Source organism: Brevundimonas sp. NPDC007368 (genome assembly GCF_042869015.1).
Lineage (GTDB): Bacteria > Pseudomonadota > Alphaproteobacteria > Caulobacterales > Caulobacteraceae > Brevundimonas.
On sequence record NZ_JBIAFA010000001.1, the window covers coordinates 164,429 to 183,212 of the forward strand.

General features: G+C 66.8%; 17 protein-coding genes. 11 read left to right on the forward strand and 6 right to left on the reverse strand.

Annotation, left to right across the window (positions count from 1 at the left end; translation table 11 throughout):
• Positions 1 to 24: 24 nt before the first annotated feature.
• The 6 genes from aroA to mscL all read left to right on the forward strand — a co-directional run bounded on the left by aroA (position 25) and on the right by mscL (position 5,053).
• Positions 25 to 1,344: a 3-phosphoshikimate 1-carboxyvinyltransferase gene (gene aroA, locus ACFYLW_RS00820; RefSeq protein WP_390182464.1), complete on the forward strand. Its 1,320-nt coding sequence runs from the start codon at positions 25 to 27 to the stop codon at positions 1,342 to 1,344.
• A gap of 26 nt (positions 1,345 to 1,370) precedes the next feature.
• Complete coding sequence (locus tag ACFYLW_RS00825; RefSeq protein ID WP_390182465.1) at positions 1,371 to 1,610, forward strand: hypothetical protein; 240 nt, start codon at positions 1,371 to 1,373, stop codon at positions 1,608 to 1,610.
• Positions 1,607 to 2,254: a (d)CMP kinase gene (cmk, locus tag ACFYLW_RS00830; RefSeq protein ID WP_390182466.1), complete on the forward strand. Its 648-nt coding sequence runs from the start codon at positions 1,607 to 1,609 to the stop codon at positions 2,252 to 2,254. Before ACFYLW_RS00825 ends, cmk begins: the two co-directional genes overlap by 4 nt.
• A gap of 171 nt (positions 2,255 to 2,425) precedes the next feature.
• The gene (gene rpsA / locus ACFYLW_RS00835; protein WP_292083798.1) at positions 2,426 to 4,129 is read left to right on the forward strand and encodes a 30S ribosomal protein S1; all 1,704 of its coding nucleotides are present in this window, start codon (positions 2,426 to 2,428) and stop codon (positions 4,127 to 4,129) included.
• A gap of 212 nt (positions 4,130 to 4,341) precedes the next feature.
• Positions 4,342 to 4,632, forward strand: a complete 291-nt coding sequence (locus ACFYLW_RS00840) for an integration host factor subunit beta (RefSeq protein WP_105562595.1) — start codon at positions 4,342 to 4,344, stop codon at positions 4,630 to 4,632.
• A gap of 19 nt (positions 4,633 to 4,651) precedes the next feature.
• Positions 4,652 to 5,053 carry a large-conductance mechanosensitive channel protein MscL gene (gene mscL / locus ACFYLW_RS00845; protein WP_390182467.1) on the forward strand — a complete coding sequence of 134 codons (402 nt, stop codon included), beginning with the start codon at positions 4,652 to 4,654 and terminating at the stop codon, positions 5,051 to 5,053.
• Between the two features lie 36 nt (positions 5,054 to 5,089).
• Here mscL and ACFYLW_RS00850 read toward each other — a convergent pair whose 3' ends face one another.
• The gene (locus ACFYLW_RS00850; RefSeq protein ID WP_390182468.1) at positions 5,090 to 6,259 is read right to left on the reverse strand and encodes an N-acetyltransferase; all 1,170 of its coding nucleotides are present in this window, start codon (positions 6,257 to 6,259) and stop codon (positions 5,090 to 5,092) included.
• A 223-nt stretch (positions 6,260 to 6,482) separates the two neighbouring features.
• Between ACFYLW_RS00850 and ACFYLW_RS00855 the strand changes: the two genes are divergently transcribed.
• Complete coding sequence (locus tag ACFYLW_RS00855; protein WP_390182469.1) at positions 6,483 to 8,261, forward strand: peptide MFS transporter; 1,779 nt, start codon at positions 6,483 to 6,485, stop codon at positions 8,259 to 8,261.
• Between the two features lie 135 nt (positions 8,262 to 8,396).
• On the opposite strand, the gene ACFYLW_RS00860 is transcribed toward ACFYLW_RS00855, so the two are convergent.
• The gene (locus tag ACFYLW_RS00860; RefSeq protein WP_390182470.1) at positions 8,397 to 10,433 is read right to left on the reverse strand and encodes a TonB-dependent receptor plug domain-containing protein; all 2,037 of its coding nucleotides are present in this window, start codon (positions 10,431 to 10,433) and stop codon (positions 8,397 to 8,399) included.
• A gap of 147 nt (positions 10,434 to 10,580) precedes the next feature.
• Here ACFYLW_RS00860 and ACFYLW_RS00865 point away from each other — a divergent pair, with 147 nt between their 5' ends.
• Together ACFYLW_RS00865 and ACFYLW_RS00870 are read left to right on the forward strand one after the other, a co-directional pair.
• Positions 10,581 to 11,546, forward strand: coding sequence for a TraB/GumN family protein (locus ACFYLW_RS00865; protein WP_390182471.1), 966 nt, complete (start codon positions 10,581 to 10,583; stop codon positions 11,544 to 11,546).
• Positions 11,547 to 11,603: 57 nt separating this feature from the next.
• A complete protein-coding gene (locus ACFYLW_RS00870) occupies positions 11,604 to 12,521 on the forward strand; it encodes a TraB/GumN family protein (protein ID WP_390182472.1) in 918 nt (305 codons plus the stop codon).
• A gap of 7 nt (positions 12,522 to 12,528) precedes the next feature.
• Here the strand turns inward: ACFYLW_RS00870 and tldD are convergent, their stop codons facing one another.
• From tldD to ACFYLW_RS00890, 4 genes are all read right to left on the reverse strand, one after another.
• On the reverse strand, positions 12,529 to 13,959 hold the full coding sequence (gene tldD / locus ACFYLW_RS00875) for a metalloprotease TldD (protein ID WP_390182473.1): 1,431 nt from the start codon (positions 13,957 to 13,959) through the stop codon (positions 12,529 to 12,531).
• Between the two features lie 105 nt (positions 13,960 to 14,064).
• Positions 14,065 to 14,844 (reverse strand): GIN domain-containing protein, encoded by a 780-nt coding sequence (locus ACFYLW_RS00880; RefSeq protein ID WP_313472812.1) that lies wholly within the window; start codon positions 14,842 to 14,844, stop codon positions 14,065 to 14,067.
• 19 nt (positions 14,845 to 14,863) lie between these two features.
• A complete protein-coding gene (locus ACFYLW_RS00885) occupies positions 14,864 to 15,430 on the reverse strand; it encodes a DUF1700 domain-containing protein (protein WP_292083788.1) in 567 nt (188 codons plus the stop codon).
• On the reverse strand, positions 15,427 to 15,843 hold the full coding sequence (locus tag ACFYLW_RS00890) for a PadR family transcriptional regulator (protein ID WP_292083787.1): 417 nt from the start codon (positions 15,841 to 15,843) through the stop codon (positions 15,427 to 15,429). Before ACFYLW_RS00890 ends, ACFYLW_RS00885 begins: the two co-directional genes overlap by 4 nt.
• A gap of 249 nt (positions 15,844 to 16,092) precedes the next feature.
• Here ACFYLW_RS00890 and coxB point away from each other — a divergent pair, with 249 nt between their 5' ends.
• Entirely contained in the window at positions 16,093 to 17,061 is a 969-nt protein-coding gene (coxB, locus tag ACFYLW_RS00895) for a cytochrome c oxidase subunit II (RefSeq protein ID WP_390182474.1), read from the forward strand.
• A gap of 23 nt (positions 17,062 to 17,084) precedes the next feature.
• A complete protein-coding gene (gene ctaD, locus ACFYLW_RS00900) occupies positions 17,085 to 18,737 on the forward strand; it encodes a cytochrome c oxidase subunit I (RefSeq protein WP_312065812.1) in 1,653 nt (550 codons plus the stop codon).
• Positions 18,738 to 18,784 lie beyond the last annotated feature (47 nt).

Here is an 18,784-nt window from a genome sequence, read left to right on the forward strand (position 1 = left end):
TGAACAATTGGAGTTTTTGGCCAGGTGACCGCCTCTTCGACCCTTACTGCGCGTCCTGTTGTCGCTTCCCTGAAGGGCGCCGTCTGCGCGCCCGGCGACAAGTCGATGTCGCACCGCTCGCTCATCTTCGGCGGCATGGCCGAGGGCGTGACCGAGATCGAGGGCCTGCTGGAAGGCGACGACATCCTGGCCACCGCCCGCGCGGTCGAGGCCTTCGGGGCCAAGGTCGAGCGGCTGAGTGAAGGCCGCTGGCGCGTGACCGGGCAGGGCGGCTTCACGACGCCGGCTTCGGTCATTGACTGCGGCAACGCCGGGACTGGGGTGCGTCTGCTGATGGGCGCCGCCGCGGGCTATGAGCTGAGCGCCACCTTCGACGGCGACGCCTCGCTGAGGAAACGGCCGATGAGGCGCGTCACCGGGCCTCTGGCCGACATGGGCGCCCGTTTCGACTGGAACGCGGCCGAGGACCGCGTGCCCCTGACCCTGCACGGCGGCGGTCTGACGGGGATCGAATACGTGCAGACGGTGGCCTCGGCCCAGATCAAGTCGGCCATCCTGCTGGCCGGGCTGAACGCGGCGGGCGACACCATCGTGGTCGAGCCGGAAAAGAGCCGCGATCACACCGAGCGGATGCTGCGCGCCTTCGGGGCGGTGGTGGACGTGACCGAGGAGGGCGAGGGCTGGCGCATTCGCCTGACGGGCGGACAGACGCTGAGCGGAACTCATGTGGCGGTGCCGGGCGATCCCTCGTCGGCGGCCTTCCCCCTCGCGGCGGCCCTGATCGTGCCGGGATCGGAGGTGACGGTCGAAGGCGTCATGCTGAACCCGCAGCGCACCGGTCTGTTCGACACCTGGATCGAGATGGGCGCCGACCTGACCATCGCCAACCGCCGTGTCAGCGGCGGCGAGGACGTGGGCGACGTCACGGCCCGCTATTCCGCGCTCAAGGGCGTGATCGTGCCGGAAGACCGCGCCGCCTCGATGATCGACGAATATCCGATCCTGTCGGCTGTCGCCGCCTATGCCGAGGGCCGCACCATCATGCGCGGCATTGGCGAGATGCGGGTCAAGGAGAGCGACCGGATTTCGCTGATGGTCGCCGGCCTGACCGCCTGCGGCGTCGCGGTGGAGGAAGAGGCCGAGGGCTTCATCGTCACCGGTGGTCCGGTGAAAGGCGGCGCGACCGTCGCCACCGCCCACGATCATCGCATCGCCATGAGCCACCTGATCCTCGGCCTCGCGGCTGAGCGGCCTGTGTCGGTGCTGGACCCGGACATGATCGCCACCAGCTTCCCCGGCTTCGTCGCGATGATGAACGGGCTGGGCGGAGAGATCGCGTCGTGAGGGACGAACGTTTCATGTCGTCCCCCTTGGGGCGGCTGCTGGGCGGCGGCGCGCTCTTCGGCCTGCTGACCGTCTGGCTCCTCTCGGCGGCGAGAACGGGCGAAATCGGCTTTGGGGCAGGGCGAGGCTCCGCCTTCTTCTTCGCCGACGCGGCGACGCAGCCGGATCAGTTCTGGGGGGCGGTCATCTTTTTATCTCTCCTGGCTTTGGCGACGCTCACGGTCGCCTTGATGGGGGCGTGGGATATCTGGGGAGGGCGCTCATGACTGCTCTGGTGATCGCCGTCGACGGCCCCGCCGCCTCGGGCAAGGGCACCATCGCCACGCGTCTGGCGGCCCACTATGGCCTGCCGCATCTGGACACGGGCCTTCTGTATCGCGCCGTCGGGCTTGCCGTGCTGGATGCGGGCAAGGATCTGGGCGATGGGGCGGCGGCTGAGGCTGCGGCCTTGGCGCTGGATCTATCGACCCTGTCCGACAACGAGCGTCTGACCGAGCGCCATGCGGGCGAGGCGGCCAGCCGGGTCGCCAGCCATCCGGGCGTGCGCGCCGCCCTGTTGAAGCTGCAACAGGACTTCGCTGCCCAGCCCGGCGGCGCCGTCCTGGACGGCCGCGACATCGGCACGGTCATCGCCCCGGACGCCACAGCCAAGCTCTATGTCACCGCCACGCCCGAGGTCCGCGCGGAGCGTCGCTGGAAGCAGCTGACGGCGCGGGGGCAGGACATCGCCTTCAATGACATGCTGGAGGACATCCGCCGTCGCGATGAGCGGGATTCGGGACGGGATTCCGCCCCCATGGTCCAGGCCGAGGACGCGGTCTTGCTGGACACGACCGATCTGGGTATAGAAGCCGCCTTCGATGCGGCCCGCCGTATCGTCGAGGCGGCGCGCGTCCGGGCTGGGGTTTAGACCTCGCTGGACAAATCCAACGCTCCTGACCTCGGCTTCCGCGGGCGTTCTGGCTTTATCTGTTTGCGCCCTCTTGCGCCGGCCTCGCGTCCTGACGACCTGATTTTCCCTTTTCCATCCTTATCCACCCGCGCGGGGCCATCCGGTTGCGCGCCTCAACCCCAGAGTTCCATGACCGACACTCTCAACCCCTCGCGCGACGATTTCGCCGCGCTGCTCGACGAACAACTGCAGGGTCGCGACCTTGGCGAAGGCCAGGTCGTTCACGGCCGCGTCGTCGGCATCGAGAAGGACATCATCATCATCGACGTCGGTCTGAAGACCGAAGGTCGCATCCCGGCCCGCGAATTCGGCATCGGCGAAGGCGCCGTCATCCCGAAGGTCGGCGACAACGTCGAAGTCTACCTGGAACGCGTCGAGAACGCCCTGGGTGAAGCCGTCATCAGCCGCGACAAGGCTCGCCGCGAAGAAGCCTGGACCCGTCTGGAAGTCGTCTTCGCCGAAGGTCAGCCGGTCAACGGCGCCATCGTCGGTCGCGTCAAGGGCGGCTTCACCGTCGACCTGGGCGGCGCCTCGGCCTTCCTGCCGGGCTCGCAAGTCGACATCCGTCCGGTCCGCGACGTCGGCCCGCTGATGGGCAAGGAACAACCCTTCGCCATCCTGAAGATGGACCGTCCGCGCGGCAACATCGTCGTCTCGCGTCGCGCCATCCTGGAAGAAGCCCGCGCCGAACAGCGCACGGAGCTGGTCGGCCAGCTGCAAGAGGGTGAAGTCCGCGAAGGCGTCGTCAAGAACATCACCGACTACGGTGCGTTCGTCGACCTGGGCGGCATCGACGGCCTGCTGCACGTCACCGACATGTCGTGGAAGCGCGTCTCGCATCCGTCGCAAGTCCTGGCCGTCGGCGACACCGTCAAGGTCCAGATCGTCAAGATCAACCCGGACACCCAGCGCATCAGCCTCGGCATGAAGCAGCTGCAGTCGGATCCGTGGGACGGCGTCGAAGCCAAGTACCCGGTCAACGCCAAGTACACGGGCCGCATCACGAACATCACCGACTACGGTGCGTTCGTTGAGCTGGAAGCCGGCGTCGAAGGCCTGGTCCACGTCTCGGAAATGTCCTGGACCAAGAAGAACGTCCACCCGGGCAAGATCGTCTCCACCTCGCAGGAAGTGGAAGTCATCGTCCTGGACGTCGACAGCGCCAAGCGCCGCATCTCGCTGGGCCTGAAGCAAGCCCAGAACAACCCGTGGGAAGCCTTCGTCGAGGCTCACCCGATCGGTTCGACCGTCGAGGGCGAAGTCAAGAACGCCACCGAGTTCGGCCTGTTCGTCGGCCTGGACAACGACATCGACGGCATGGTCCACCTGTCGGACCTGGACTGGAACGTCTCGGGCGAAGAAGCCATCCAGCGTTACCGCAAGGGTGAAACGATCAAGGCCAAGGTGCTGGACGTCGACATCGAGAAGGAACGCGTCTCGCTGGGCGTCAAGCAGCTCGGCGGCGACCCGATGGAAGGCGACGTCTACAAGCGCGGCCAGCAGATCACCGTCACCGTGACGTCGATCGAAACGGGCGGCATCGAAGTCAAGTTCGGTGAAGACGACGCGCCGGTCACGGCCTTCGTCCGCAAGTCGGACCTGTCGCGCGACCGCAACGAGCAACGTCCGGAACGCTTCGCCGTCGGTGATCGCATCGACGCCATGATCACGGGCATCGATAAGGCCACGCGCCGCGTCTCGGTGTCGGTCAAGGCGCTGGAAATGAAGGACGAGGCCGAGGCCATCGAACAGTTCGGTTCGTCGGACTCGGGCGCTTCGCTCGGCGACATCCTGGGCGCCGCGCTTCGCGAAAAGGCCGGTTCGAAGGACTAATCGTCCTCTTCGACCAGAAAATGGGGCGGCTGGAGCAATCCAGCCGCCTTTTTTCTTGCGTGACGGGCAAGAACCCGCGCCAATGGCGAGGCTACCCCTTGAGAATCGCTCTTAATCTGATGCGCCCTCTTTATTCCTGTGGCGTCAGACGGTTAGGGTGCGGACCTGAACGGAAGCGACTGCATCTGAAACAGCCACGGGCGGGGGCCTGAATGATCAAGTCTGAACTGATCGAGAAGCTGGCGGCCGAGAACATCCACCTCACCCACGCCGAGGTGGAACGGGTCGTCAACGTCATCCTGGGTCAGATGACCGAGGCCCTGTCCGACGGCGGACGGGTCGAACTTCGGGGCTTCGGCGCCTTTTCGGTGCGCAGCCGCCCTGCGCGGGTCGGCCGCAATCCCCGCACCGGCGAGACGGTGGAAGTGCCCGCCAAGGCCGTGCCTTTCTTCAAGAGCGGCAAGGAACTTCGCGAACGCCTGAACGCGTCCGGCGACGCCTGAAACGAAAGACTGAATTGAAATGAGCCTGCTGACCGAGTTTCGTGAATTCGCCGCGCGCGGCAATGTCATCGACCTGGCGGTCGGCGTCATCATCGGCGCCTCGTTCGGCAAGATCGTCACCAGCCTGGTCGATCAGGTCATCATGCCGCCCATCGGCCTCCTGCTGGGCAAGGTCGACTTCGCCCACCTGGAATGGGTGCTGAAGCCTGCGGACGCCGCGGCCGGCGTCGAAAAGGTGGCCATCCAGTACGGGGCCTTCATCAATACCCTGATCCAGTTCCTGATCGTGGCCTTCGTCGTCTTCCTTCTGGTCAAGGGCATCAACAAGATGCGCCGGGAACAGGCGCCGGAAGCCGCCGCCCCGACCCCGACCGAGGCCCTGCTGGCCGAAATCCGCGACGAGTTGAAGGCGCGGCCCTAGGGCTGGACGCTCGAGGCGAACCGCGGGCGCGGCCGCTCAGGCCGAGGCCTTCGATCCGGTCGGGACTTCCTTGTCCGAAAGCCTTCGCCATTGACCGCGCGGGGCGCGCGGGGGCAGGGGCCGGATGCAGAAGGAATAGTCGCCGTCGAACGGGGTCGGACGCCAATCGCCGACGTCCTGACCCCCCGCCCCCAGAAGGCCCGGCGTGAAGGCCGCATGGCAGTGACCCCAGCCGCCCTCGCGCCGCGCGCGGCGCGCCAGGTCGCCGAGATCGCGCAGGGTGCTTTCCGAGACGACCTGGAGCCGCACCTTGGCCGCGCCGAGCGCGGGGGCGAGTTTCAGCAGGGCGCCGACCAGGGCCGGGATCGCCTGCCGGTCTCGATCCAGGGCCTCCAGATCGAGAATCTCCAGCATTGGCGGCTCAATCGGATTGCCCTTGCCCAGCAGGGCCAGGGCGTGACCGGTGATTTCCCCGTTCACGCGGCGCGCCAGGTGAAGCGGGCGGACCGTCAGATCAGGGTCGGACAGCCGCCAGCGCAACATGGCCGGGCTTCGGTCCGCCGTCAGCCGCCCCTGGTCGCGCAGGGCCGTCCAGAAGTCGGCGTAGGGCGAGGCGTCCGACAGGTCTGTTAGTTCCGAGATCCCGCCAGGCAATCCCGTCATGTCGAGGGCTCGCCGACGGCCCGGCATCAGCTGTTCGCCGAGCCAGCGCGCGGCGCGCGGCTCGCGCGCCACGAGCCGGCGCAAGGCGCGGCCGTAAAGGCAGGCGACGGGGTTGATGACCCATGACAGCTTCAGCCCGTGGGTCGCGATCGGCCAGGGGGCCATGCCGAACTTCTTGTACAGGGGGCTGGATCGGGCGTTGGCGTTCAGCGTGTATCGCGCAAAGCAGTTCGGCTGGGCGACGAAGGCGCTGAGAAGATCGCGGCTGCGGCCTCTCTGATCGGGCGGAACGATGACCGAAAAGCCGGTCGCTCCATGCAGGGCGCGCTCGCCGATCCAGAAGCGCTGGATGAAGTTGCCGAGAAAGGCGGCAGGCCCGCCGTCGGCGCCCTCGATCACCCAGCCGGAGGGGGCGTCCATCTCGCGCCGCGCCGGGTTGTCGTCCAGCCAGCGCCAGCCTTCGGGCGAGCGTTCCGGCCACCAGACGTCGCGGTGCAGCCGGTTGACGGCCGGGATGTCTGAAGGGTGAAAGCGACGGATCATGACACGGCGTTATTCCTGAACGGGACTCGAACAACCCACGGGGCTGGAGGTTGCATAGAGCGTTCCAGATTGAAGCCATTCCCGTAAAAGTTGTTGTTCGGTGTTTAAAAAATGCGTCATTGCGATGACGGGTCGCGGCGTTAACGCTTGTCCGCATGGCTTCGTCGTGCTGTTTCTCCGGCCTTAATGCGCCAGTCTGGGCGCAGCATTTGGGAGAACGCCGTTGAGCACGACGGATGGGGGGGGCGCGCTGTCGGCGGCGCCTCGCAAGACGTTTCTGGGACACCCGCGGGGGCTGGTGGTCCTGTTCCTTACAGAGATGTGGGAGCGCTTTTCCTACTACGGCATGCGGGCCCTGCTGGTCCTCTATCTGACCCAGCACTTCCTGTTCGGCCCGAAAGAGGCGCAGGGCATCTACGCAGCCTACGCCGCGCTGGTCTATCTGATGCCGGTGGTCGGCGGGATGCTGGCCGACAAGTATCTGGGATCGCGCAAGGCGGTCATCATCGGCGCCGTCCTGCTCGTCGCCGGTCACTTCATGATGGCCTTCGAAGGCACGGGCGGGCGTGAAAACCTGACCATCGGCGCCACGACCTATGAGCTTCAGGTCGAAGGCCGCGATCAGAACCGCGCCATCTTCGCCGTCAACGGCGACGAGCGCACCCAGATCACGATCTCGCCGGAAGGCGTGTCCAGGGTCGGGGCCGAGCCGGCGGCCGCGGTCGCGGCTGACGCCGCTGTTCCGGCTGTGGCCCAGGCGAGCGGCTTCCCGGCCTTCACCGCCACGGACGGCTACAAGCTGGAAACCGTTCGCGACCTCGGCTTTGGGGAGCCGGTCCTGTTCTTCGCCCTGTCGTTGATCATCGTCGGCGTGGGCTTCCTGAAGGCCAATATCTCGACCGTCGTCGGCGCCCTTTATGAAGAGAACGATCCCCGTCGCGACGGCGGCTTCACCATCTTCTACGTCGGCATCAACCTGGGTTCGGTCCTGGCCACGGCGGCCTGTTCCTATCTCGGCATCAAGTACGGCTGGGCCTATGGCTTCGGTCTGGCCGGCATCGGCATGACCCTGGGTCTGATCACCTTCATCCTCGGCCAGAGCTGGCTGGAAGGCCGCGGCGGCCCGCCGCAGCCGGAAATGCTCAAGACCCGCAAGGTCTTCGGCGTGCCGTTCGAGGCCGTCTTCTGGATCGGCGGCCTGGTCACCGTCCTGCCGGTCTGGCTGCTGATGCAGCGTCACCACATCATCGAGACGGCCCTGCCCTGGCTGGCCGGCCTCATCTTCGCTTCGGTGGTCGGCTATGTGGTGTTCAAGCTGCGCGGCACCGAGCGCAGCCGCATGCTGGTCGCCCTGACGCTGATCTTCTTCTCGGTGCTGTTCTGGGCCCTGTTCGAACAGGCCGGTTCGTCGCTGACCCTGTTCGCCGACCAGTCGACGGCCATGCCGTCGTGGTTCAATGCGCCCATGACCCAGATGTTCAACCCGGGCATCATCGTCATCGGCGGTCCGATCATCGCCGCCCTGTGGGTGTGGCTGGGCAAGCGCAACATGGAGCCCTCGACCCCGGTGAAGTTCTCCTTCGCCCTGGTCCTGGTCGGCGCCGGCTTCCTGCTGCTGACCTGGGCTTCGACGACCCAGGCCAACGTGGACTTCCGCGTGCCGCTGATCTTCCTGTTCTTCACCTACTTCCTGCACACGATGGGCGAGCTGTGCCTGTCGCCGGTCGGGCTGTCGATGATCACCAAGCTGTCGGTGGATCGCGTCGTCGGCCTGATGATGGGCGTCTGGTTCCTGTCGAGCTCCGTGGCGCACATCGCCGCCGGCTTCATCGCCCAGGCCACCTCGACCGACACCGTTGCGGGCGTGGTCACCAGCCCCGAATTGGCGCTGCAGACCTATGGCTCGATCTTCGGGACCATCGGCTGGACCGGCGTCGTCGTCGGCGTGGTCCTGCTGGTGCTGTCGCCGCTGCTGAAGAAGGGCATGGCGGGCATCCACTGATCGCCTGACATCCCGATCGACAAGAGAAGGGCGGCGTCTCGCAGGAGGCGCCGCCCTTTTCAGTTGGTCCGGGGGGAGGCCCCGTTCTTTCCCGTGCTTCCTCCAGGAGACGGGCCGGGGTCTTGGTCTTGAGCCCTAGAAGGTCTTGCGGACGCGGATCTGCCAGAAGGTGCGGGGGTCGACGAAGCGTTCCTCGACGAAGGCCACAGGTCGGGTCTCACGATTGGCGAAGACGATCCTTTCCTGATCGAAGTCGTTCCAGATGTTGACCTGGGCGCGGATCGACAAAGTCGGGGTCGGTTTGTACTCGGCCCACATCTCGTAATAGTCGGTGCCGCGCCAGCCCGAGATCTGGTCCGGCTGGAAGTTCTTCTGGCCCAGCAGGGGGATCCAGGCGCCGCCCCACTGCAGCTTCCACGAGGTGATGTCCTGCTGGAAGGTGACGGTCGCCTGGGTCGGACGCACGCCTGAGATGGGGCGAGTCTCGCCCGTGGTGGGGTCGGTGACCTCGGTCTTGTTCCAGGTGTTGCGGAAGCCGAACTTGCCGCCCGACAGGCCCAGCTTCGTCGTCGGAATGGTCACGTTCAGCACCAGCTGGTCCAGGGTGCCGTCGCCGATGTTGCCGATGGCCGCCAGTCCGCCGTCCAGCGGGATCAGGTCGATGGCGTCGGTGATCTCGTCGTGGCGCAGGCCCAGGCTGACGATGCCCTCGCCCCAGAAGCGCTTCTCAAAGGTCACTTCGCTGACCCAGCGCGATTCCGGGGACAGGTTCACATTGCCGCCAAAGACGCTTTCGTCGACGAATTCGGCCGAGGCGGCGAAGTCGTCGAAGTCCAGCTGGCCCACGGTGCGCTCGAAACGCGCGCGGATCTGGGTATTGGCCATGGGCGTCCAGGTGGCCAGGATGCGCGGCTTGGCGAAGAAGAAGCTCTTTTCCTGCGAGGCGTCGCCCGACTGGCTGATGGTCGAGGATTCCAGCCGCAGGCCGCTCTCCAGCGTCCACTTCGGATTGATCCGCCAGGTGCCCTTGCCGAACAGCTCGCCGCGCGTCTCCTCGACCTTGACCGAGGCCGAGGGCAGGGGAACGGCCACGCCGCCGACCGAATAGGCCTGCTCGGTCTCCAGCATGTTGTAGGCGACCTCGCCGCCGGCCTCGAAGTCCATGGCGGGCGACCGCTCATAGCGGACCAGGCCGCGCAGGATGGTCTCGGAGCCGTTGCCGTTGGAGGCGAACAGCTGTTCCGGGCTGACCACGGCGCCGTCGCGGTTGCGCGAGGTGGAGACGTTGTCGAACTCCTCGAACTCGTGGATGAAGCGGGTCTCCAGCTTCAGCTTCTCGCTCAGCGGCCGCGTATAGACCACGCCGACTTCGCCGCTCTTGCCGTCGTTGTCATAGAAGCTTTCGCGCAGGACGCCCGGCGCGGTCTGGCGGTTGATGTTGTGCCAGTCGTTGATGCCGTATCGCGCCGTCAGGTCGATCTTGCCGCCCATGAAGGGGCTGGAATAGTTGCCGCGGATCGAGTTCCCGCCGCCGTAGCCGTCATTGTAATACTGTTCGTTGCGCAGGACGTTTCCGTTGGCGTCGGAGCGCACGACGTAGCCCGCGCCGTTGGAGTCGCTGGACGAGATGCCGTCACTCAGGGTCACGCCCCAGGTCCGGTCGCCCTCGCGGGCCGTGAACTGATAGGAGCCGCCGAACAGGTCCTGGCCGCCTTCGAACAGGCTGGCGTTGGTCGTCAGGATGTGTTCGCGGCTGGAGGTGGTTTTCAGGATGACGTTGGCGACGACCGAATAGCCCTGCATCTCGATGCCGGGGGCGCCGCCGCGCACCAGTTCGATGCGCTCCACCTGGGCGGCGACCGTGCGGCTCAGCACATTGGAGCCGGTGTCGTTCTTGGAGGCCGGACGTGAGCCGTTGATCAGGATGTTGCCGACCGCGCCTTCAAAGCCCCGGGCGCCGTCGCCGTCGTTGACCGAGAAGCCGGGGATCCGGTTGACCATGTCCAGCGCCGTGTTCGGACGGGCGTCCTTGAAGAAGTCGGGCGCGAAGATCAGGACGCCCTGGTCGCTGGCTTCGGCGGTCTGGGGGGCGCGCGTCGTCTCGGCCAGGGCCGGGGCTGCAGCGGCGAAAGCCAGCGCGGCGGTGGTGGCCAGCAGAATGGTCTTGGTCATGGCGTCGTCCTCTCCCTCGGTCGTGGGAAGGTGTGACGGCAGCGAGGCCGAGCCTCCAGTTACAAGCCGGACAGGTGGATTAAATCGCGGACAGCATTACCGAATAGTCAGATTACAGCCTGACTGGATACTGTTACGCCATCTGACATGATCTCACGTATCCTCGCTCTTTCGGCGCTTGTTCTCTCGCTGTCGGTCGGCGCTACCGCTCAAGCGCAGGACGGCGAGACGCTCGCGACCACGGTGGACGAGATCGTCGTCACGGCCCGTCGCACCGACGCCCCGATCTGGGAGGTGACGCGCGGCGACCGCACCCTGATCCTGGTCGGCGCCATCAGCGGCGTGCCGCGCGACGTCGAGTGGCGGCCCGAGGCCCTTGAGGACGCGACGCGGCGCGCGCAACGGATTCTCTTCCCTCAGGAAGGCCGGGCCTCGGTCGCCGACGTCTTTCGTCTGATCTGGCGTATCCGCACGGTGGCGACCCTGCCCAAGGGCACGACGACCGCCGACTATCTGTCGCCCGAGGTTCAGGCGCGACTCGAGACGATTATGGCGGATCAGCGAAACGACGGCTGGCGCACCAACAGCCTGATGATCCTCAGCATGGATCTGACGAGCGACAAGGCCGGCTATGAGCGGGGGCGCACCCGCAACGCCACCGACGTCGTCAAGAAGGCGGCGCGCGACGCCCGCATCCCGGTGCGCCCGGTCGGGACCGTGCGCGGCGACGAGATCGTCGACAGCCTGATCACCGCCCCGCCCGCCACCTACGCCACCTGCGTGGAACGCGCCCTTTCGGCCGCCGAGGCCGGGCCGGAGGGCGCCGCCGCCCGTATCGCCGACTGGCGCGCCCGCCGAGTGCCAGAGGTCATGGCTCAGCCGCTGGAGCAGGCGCTCGGTCTGTGCTGGCCCTGGGGCGACCCTGAGATCGCGCCCCTGCTACGCCGTCAGTGGGCCGAGGCGGTGCAGACCGCCTTGGGCGAACCCGGCGTGACCATGGCCGTCGCCCAATTGCGCGTCCTGGCCGAACCGAATGGCGTGCTCGATGCGCTGGAGGCCGAAGGCTACGAGATCGAGGGGCCGGCGTGGAAGGCTGCCGCCGCTGACGACTGAGCAGACGGAATGATACAGGTTGGACCAATGCCGGGGAGGTCGAGGATGCCGAGATCCATGACGCTTCTCGCCGCGATGGCGGGTCTGATCCTCGGGTTGCCCGCCGCCGCTCAGGATGATCCGACGACCGAGCTGGAAGACATCGTCGTGATCGCGCGCCGGTCGGGCGCCCCGGTTTGGCGGATCCATGACGGCGACAGCACGGTGATCCTGGTCGGGTCGGCCCGGTCGATCCCGCGCGACATCGTCTGGCGACCCGAGGCGCTGGAGGCGGCGGTGCAGCAGGCCGACGCTATCGTCATGTCGCAGTCGGCGACGATGAGCCTGGGGGATTTCATGCGTCTGCGCCGCGCCAAGGCGCGGCTGCCGCAAGGGACGACGGTCGCCGACTATCTCGATGCTGAACAGCAGGGGCGGCTGCAGCGGCTGGGCGTCAATTACCGGCGGGACTATTCCGAACGCGGCCTGGTCGCCATCGCCGAGGACTTGCTGAACCGCCGACTGGCCTATGGACGCGGGAACGGACCCAGCGCGGAGAGCGTGATCCGCGCCACGGCGCGGAAGGCGAACAAGACTTCGGTCCTGGTCGGCGACATGGACGCCCATCACATCGATGAAGCGGTCGCTGTGCCGGATCAGGGCCAGGTCGCCTGTCTGACCGCCGCCATGAGCGCCGTCGAGGCTGGGCGGGACGGCGTCGTCTTGCGGGCGTCCAGCTGGGCGCGTCAGGACGTGCCCAGCCTGATGGCGACGCCCCTGGAACAGGCCATCGACCGCTGCGCCTGGTTCGCGGATGGCGAACTGCGCCGCGCGGGCCGCGCCCAATGGGGCCAGGCGCTCATTGATGCGATGGCCGCGCCCAAGACCACCCTGATGGTCGCCCCAGTCAGCATCGCCGCTGAGCCAGCCGGATTGCTCGATCAGGCCGAGGCGCGAGGACTGGACGTCAGCGGCCCGGATTGGAAGGCCGACTGATCCCCGATCAGACCGCCGTGCCGCCCACGGTCAGGCCGCCGATCTTGAGGCTGGGCTGGCCGATGCCGACGGGGACGCCCTGGCCGGACTTGCCGCAGGTGCCGACGCCGGGGTCGAAGGCGAAGTCGTCGCCGATCATCTGGATATGGGTCAGGGCCGTGGCCCCGTCGCCGATCAGCGTGGCGCCGCGCACCGGGGCGGTGATCTTGCCGTCCTCGATCAGATAGGCCTCGGTGCACTGGAAGACGAACTTGCCGTTGGTGATGTCCACCTGGCCGCCGCCGAAGTTGGCGGCGTAGAGGCCGCGCTTGGTGCTGGCGATCATGTCGGCCTTCGAATCCTTGCCGCCTTCCATGAAGGTATTGGTCATGCGGGGCATGGGCATATGGGCGAAGGACTGGCGACGACCATTGCCGGTGGCGTTCGCCCCCAGCTGACGCGCCGACAGGCGGTCGTGCATCAGGCCGACCATGATGCCGTCCTCGATCAGGACGGTGCGCGAGGTCGGGGTGCCTTCGTCGTCGAACGACAGCGAGCCGCGACGCCCGGCGATGGAACCGTCGTCCACCACGGTCACGCCGGGGGCGGCGACGCGCTGGCCCATCTTGCCGCTGAAGACCGAGGAGCCCTTGCGGTGGAAGTCGCCCTCGAAGCCGTGGCCGACGGCTTCGTGCAGCAGGACGCCCGGCCAGCCGGCGCCCAGGACCACGTCCATCTCGCCCGCCGGACAGTCGACGGCGTCGAGGTTGATCAGGGCCTGACGCAGGGCCTCGTCGATCTGGCCCTGCCAGCGGTCGGGGGCGATCCAGGCTTCAAAGCCGGCGCGGCCGCCCGCGCCGGACGAGGCGCTCTCGCGCTTGCCGTCGCGCTCGACCGTGACCGAGACGTTCAGTCGGACCAGGGGGCGCACGTCGCTGAGCAGGCGGCCGTCGGCGCGCAGGATCTCGACGGCGCGGCGCTCGCCGATGATGGAGGCCGAGACCTGGACCACGCGCGGGTCGCGGGAGCGGGCCCAGGCGTCGATCTCGGACAGCAGTTCGATCTTGTCCGAGAAGCCGGGCGAGGCGAGGGGATCGACCTCGTCGTAGAGCTTCTGATTGGTGGCGCGCGGAGCCTCGGCGGCGTGGCCGGCGTAGCCGCGCTTGGCCAGGGACGCGCTGTCGGCGGCGCGGCGGATGGCGGCGGCGGAAATCTCGTTGGCGTGGGCGTAGCCGGCGGTCTCGCCCGCCACGACCCGCAGTCCGAAGCCCTCGACGGCGTCGTAAGACGCGCCCTTCAGCCGTCCGTCGTCGAAGACCAGGGATTCGCTCTCGGTCTTTTCCAGAAACAGTTCGCCGTCGTCCGCGCCGGCCAGGGCCGTCTTCAGGATGGACAGGGCCTCGTCGGGGGCCACGCCGGAAGCGTCGAGGATGGGGGAGGGGGAGGCGACGGTGCTCATGGAGGCTAGATAGGCGCTCGACCGCCTCGCGTCACGGGTTCCGCATACGGAACGGCCCCTCTCGCGCTGCGAAAGGGGCCGTAAAGTCGTCTTCGACGCGGGCGATCAGTCCTGGGTGACGTCGCCGGACCCGCTGACCGACTGGCGCAGTTCGGCCGGACGGCGCGTCAGGCGCACGTCGCCGCTGCCCGAGACGTCGACGTCGGCCTTGCCCGTGGGGCCGACGCGGACGTCGCCCGAGCCGCTGACCCGCACCTTGGCGTCATCGACGATCAGTTCGTCCAGACGGGCGTCGCTGGAGCCGGAGGCGTCGATCGTCGCGGCGCCGGCCCGGCCCTGGACCTTGACGTCGGAAGCGCCGGTCAGGCTCAACTCCAGCGTCGGCTGGTCATAGCCGCGGATCTTCAGTTCGGTCATGCCGGACAGATCAAAGGCTTTCACCGACGGCGCCTTGATGATGACCTTCAGGGCGTCGGTCTCGCTCCAGCCGCGAATGCCGGTGCGGGTCCAGCGGACATAGCTCCGGTCGCCGCGCGGAGCTTCGTCCAGGGTCAGCCGACCGTTGGCGAAGCGCACCCGATTGACCACGGTCTCGGCGCCCGTGATCGTGATCCCGGGGGCGTCAGCCTGCTGGTCATAGACCACGTCCGCGGGCAGATCGATGGCCAGGCGCTCGCCGTCGACCCAGGCGATGGTGCGGGTGGTCTCGGGCGACACCTTGCCGCGTTCGATGGTGAAGCCGCTGTCGCCGGGCTCGTCGTCGGTGACGACCCAGGTCCAGTCATGGCGCGCCAGGTCGCGGCCGCCGACGGCGAAGGCGCCGCCGATGCCGACAACGGCCAGAACCAGGCCGGCGGCGGAGATGATGAGCAGATTACGGATCATGACATTATTCTCCCTTGGCTCAGGCTTGCGGTTCGAGGGCGGGTTTCAGGACGCGGTAGTGCAGGCGGGCGTACCAGATGGTGGCGTCGATCAGCCACTTGGTCAGCAGGGCCATCAGGGCGACCATGAAGATGCCCAGGCCCATCAGGCCGACGCCCAGCAGCGCCGCGGCGAGGGCGCCGCCCGGCAGGCCCATGAAGGAGCCGGCCACCATGACGAAACCGCCGGCCACGAAGACCCCGACCCCGCCGATCAGCATGGACAGGACCGTGCCGAAGATCGGCAGGGCGATGGGCAGAAGGATCAGGATATCGATCGCGCCCAGGCCAAGGATGCCGAAGATGGCGCCGGCGGCGGCGGGCGGTGACTGTTCCTGGGTCCAGCGCTTGGCGCTGGCCTCGGCCTTCAGTTCGCGAGCCAGACGATCGGGATCGCCCAGGGCTTCGGCGACCTGCGCCTCGGTGCGGCCGGCGGCGGCGCCGTCGGCGAAATGGCTTTCATAGTCGGCGACGATCTCGTTCGCCGTGATGGTCGGCAGCCCGACCAGTCCGCGTTTCAGGCGGGCCAGGAATTCTGCGCGGTTCATTGTTCAGCTCCCCGTTGAGCGTCTTCGGATTGGTCGGTCAAGGCCGCCGGTTCGACCGGCGCGCCCGCCGCGATGGCGTCGCTGTGCGGCGCGGTGTTCGCCACCAGGGCCTCGACGGCCTGGGCGAAGGCGCGCCATTCGGCGGTCTGGCCTTCCAGCGCCGTTCGGCCGGCGCTGGTGAGACGATAGTACTTGCGCGACGGGCCGCTGGGCGATTCGACCAGATAGGTCTCGACCAGACCGTCGCTCTGCATACGACGCATCAGCGGATAGATGGTGCCTTCGCCCATGCCGATGGCGTCGGACAGGCGGCTGGCGATCTCGTAGGCGTAGCTGTCGGAGCGGGCCAGCAGGGCCAGCACGCATAATCCCAGCACGCCTTTCTTCAGTTGGATGTCGATGGAGTCGGGCATGGCGTTCCCTTCGTTGATGACAAATGGGTATCGCAAGGTATCGTGCGGTGCAAGGTAGCTGTCGGTACATGACAGCGAATTAATCCGCCGAACTTTCGCCTCATCCCGTCACTTGAGCGTCTTGATCGCTTGGCAAGCGCAAGCCGAGCCGATAAGGACCGGCCTGAAACGCCGAGGTCCGCAAGGACCCGGGGGGTGTTTGCGAATTGCTCGCAAGTATCGGCTGCGAAACGGTTTATGAGGAATCGAATGGGGATGGGCACGCGAGCCATGGCGCGGATCGGAGGCGGCGTCGCCGCGACCGCTCTTGCCGCCTTCGTCGCTGCGCCGGCTTGGGCGCAGGATCTGCTGGGTCAACCGACCCCGGGCGGCATCGGCCTGCAACCCGCCGCCGCGCCGCTGAAGCACGAGGCGATCTTCTTCCATGACTGGGTGCTGATGCCCGTCATCACGATCATCACCCTGCTGGTGCTGGGCCTGCTGATCTGGATCGCCGTCCGCTACAACAAGCGCGCCAATCCGGTTCCGGCCAAGTGGAGCCACAACACGGTCATCGAGGTCATCTGGACCGTGGTGCCGGTGCTGATCCTGGTCGGCATCTCGCTCTTCTCGTTCCGCCTGCTGTTCGCCTATCACGACACGCCGGAAGTCGATCTGACGGTCAAGGTCACCGGCAACCAGTGGAACTGGGCCTACGAATATCCCGATCAGGGCGTGGCCGAGTACATTTCGAACATGACGCCCGAGGACAAGGCTCCGGCTCACCTCTACCGTCTGGCCGCCGATGAGCCGATGGTCGTTCCGGTCGGCAAGACCGTCGAACTGCTGATCACGGCCTCGGACGTGATCCACGCCGTCGCCCTGCCGGCCTTCGGCCTGAAGGTCGATGCTGTCCCCGGCCGTATCAACCACACCTGGTTCAAGGCCGAGAAGACCGGCGTCTACTATGGTCAGTGCTCTGAGCTGTGCGGCGTCGACCACGCCTTCATGCCGATCCAGATCAATGTCGTCACCGAGGCCGAGTTCGCCGCCTGGGTCGCCTCCAAGGGCGGTTCCATGACGAAGAAGGCTGACGAAGCCGCGGCGGCGGCCGCTGCTGCTGCTCCCGCCGCCGCTGTCGTCGCCGCTCCGGCTGCTGACGCCGCCGCCGCCCCGACCGCCGCCGCTCCCGCGGCCCCCGCAGCCGCTGCCGCGCCCGTCGCGCCGGCCGCCCAGTAACAAGACGCGAGAGCCCAACGATCATGGCCACCGCTGCCGCAACACACGACGATCATCACGATCACAAGCCGGGTTTCTTCACCCGCTGGTTCCTGTCGACCAACCACAAAGACATCGGGATGCTGTACCTGATGTTCGCCATCTTCACCGGTCTGGTGGGCGGCGCCCTGTCGGGTCTGATCCGCTGGGAACTGGCCGAGCCGGGCATCCAGCTGTTCAAGGAAGGCACGATCATCCAGCAACTGGGGATCGTTGAGGCCTCCAAGCACGGCTACAACGTCACGGTCACGGCTCACGCCCTGATCATGGTCTTCTTCGTCGTCATGCCGGCGACCATGGGCGGCTTCGCCAACTATTTCACGCCGATCATGATCGGCGCGCCGGACATGGCCTTCCCGCGCTTGAACAACATCTCGTTCTGGCTGCTGTTCGCCGCCTTCGTCCTGCTGGTCATCTCGATGTTCGTCGACGGCGGCCCGGGCAAGGGCTTCGGCGGCGGCTGGACGGCTTATCCGCCGCTCTCCACCATGGGCCACACGGGACCGTCGTTCGACCTGGCGATCTTCTCGCTGCACGTCGCCGGCGCCTCGTCGATCCTAGGCGCGATCAACTTCATCACCACCATCTTCAACATGCGCGCGCCGGGCATGACCCTGCACCGTATGCCGCTGTTCGCCTGGGGCGTGCTGATCACGGCCTTCCTGCTGCTGCTGTCGCTGCCGGTTCTGGCGGGCGCCATCACCATGCTGCTGACGGACCGCAACTTCGGCACCAGCTTCTTCGATCCGGCCGGCGGCGGCGACCCGGTGATGTACCAGCACCTGTTCTGGTTCTTCGGTCACCCCGAAGTGTACATCATGATCCTGCCGGGCTTCGGCATCATCTCGCACATCGTCTCGACCTTCTCGAAGAAGCCGATCTTCGGCTACCTCGCCATGGCCTACGCCATGGTCGCCATCGGCTTCATCGGCTTCATCGTGTGGGCGCACCACATGTACACCGTGGGCATGAGCATCAACCTGCGCGCCTACTTCGTGGCCGCGACGATGATCATCGCCGTGCCGACGGGCGTGAAGATCTTCAGCTGGATCGCCACCATGTGGGGCGGCTCCATCACCTTCAAGACGCCCATGCTGTGGGCGATGGGCTTCATCTTCCTGTTCACCCTCGGCGGCGTGACCGGCGTGGTCCTGTCGAACGCCGGCATCGACTACAGCCTGCACGACACCTACTACGTCGTGGCGCACTTCCACTACGTGCTGTCGCTGGGCGCCGTCTTCTCGATCTTCGCCGGCTTCTACTACTGGTTCGAGAAGATGTTCGGCGTGAAGTACAACGAGTTCCTCGGCGCGACCCACTTCTGGATCATGTTCGTCGGCGTGAACCTGGTCTTCTTCCCGCAGCACTTCCTGGGTCTGCAGGGCATGCCGCGTCGTTACATCGACTACCCGGAAGCCTTCACCTACTGGAACCACATCTCGTCGGTCGGCTATCTGATCACCATCGTCGGCGTCGCCGTCTTCCTGGTCATGCTGGCCGAAGCCGCGATCCGTCGTCGCAAGGGCGAGGCCAATCCGTGGGGCGAAGGCGCCACCACCCTGGAGTGGACCCTGTCGTCGCCCCCGCCGCACCACCAGTTCAACGAACTGCCGGTGGTCAAGGCGGACAACCACTGATCCGATCCGGATAACCCTGGAGAGGCCGCCCTTTCGCAACCGGAAGG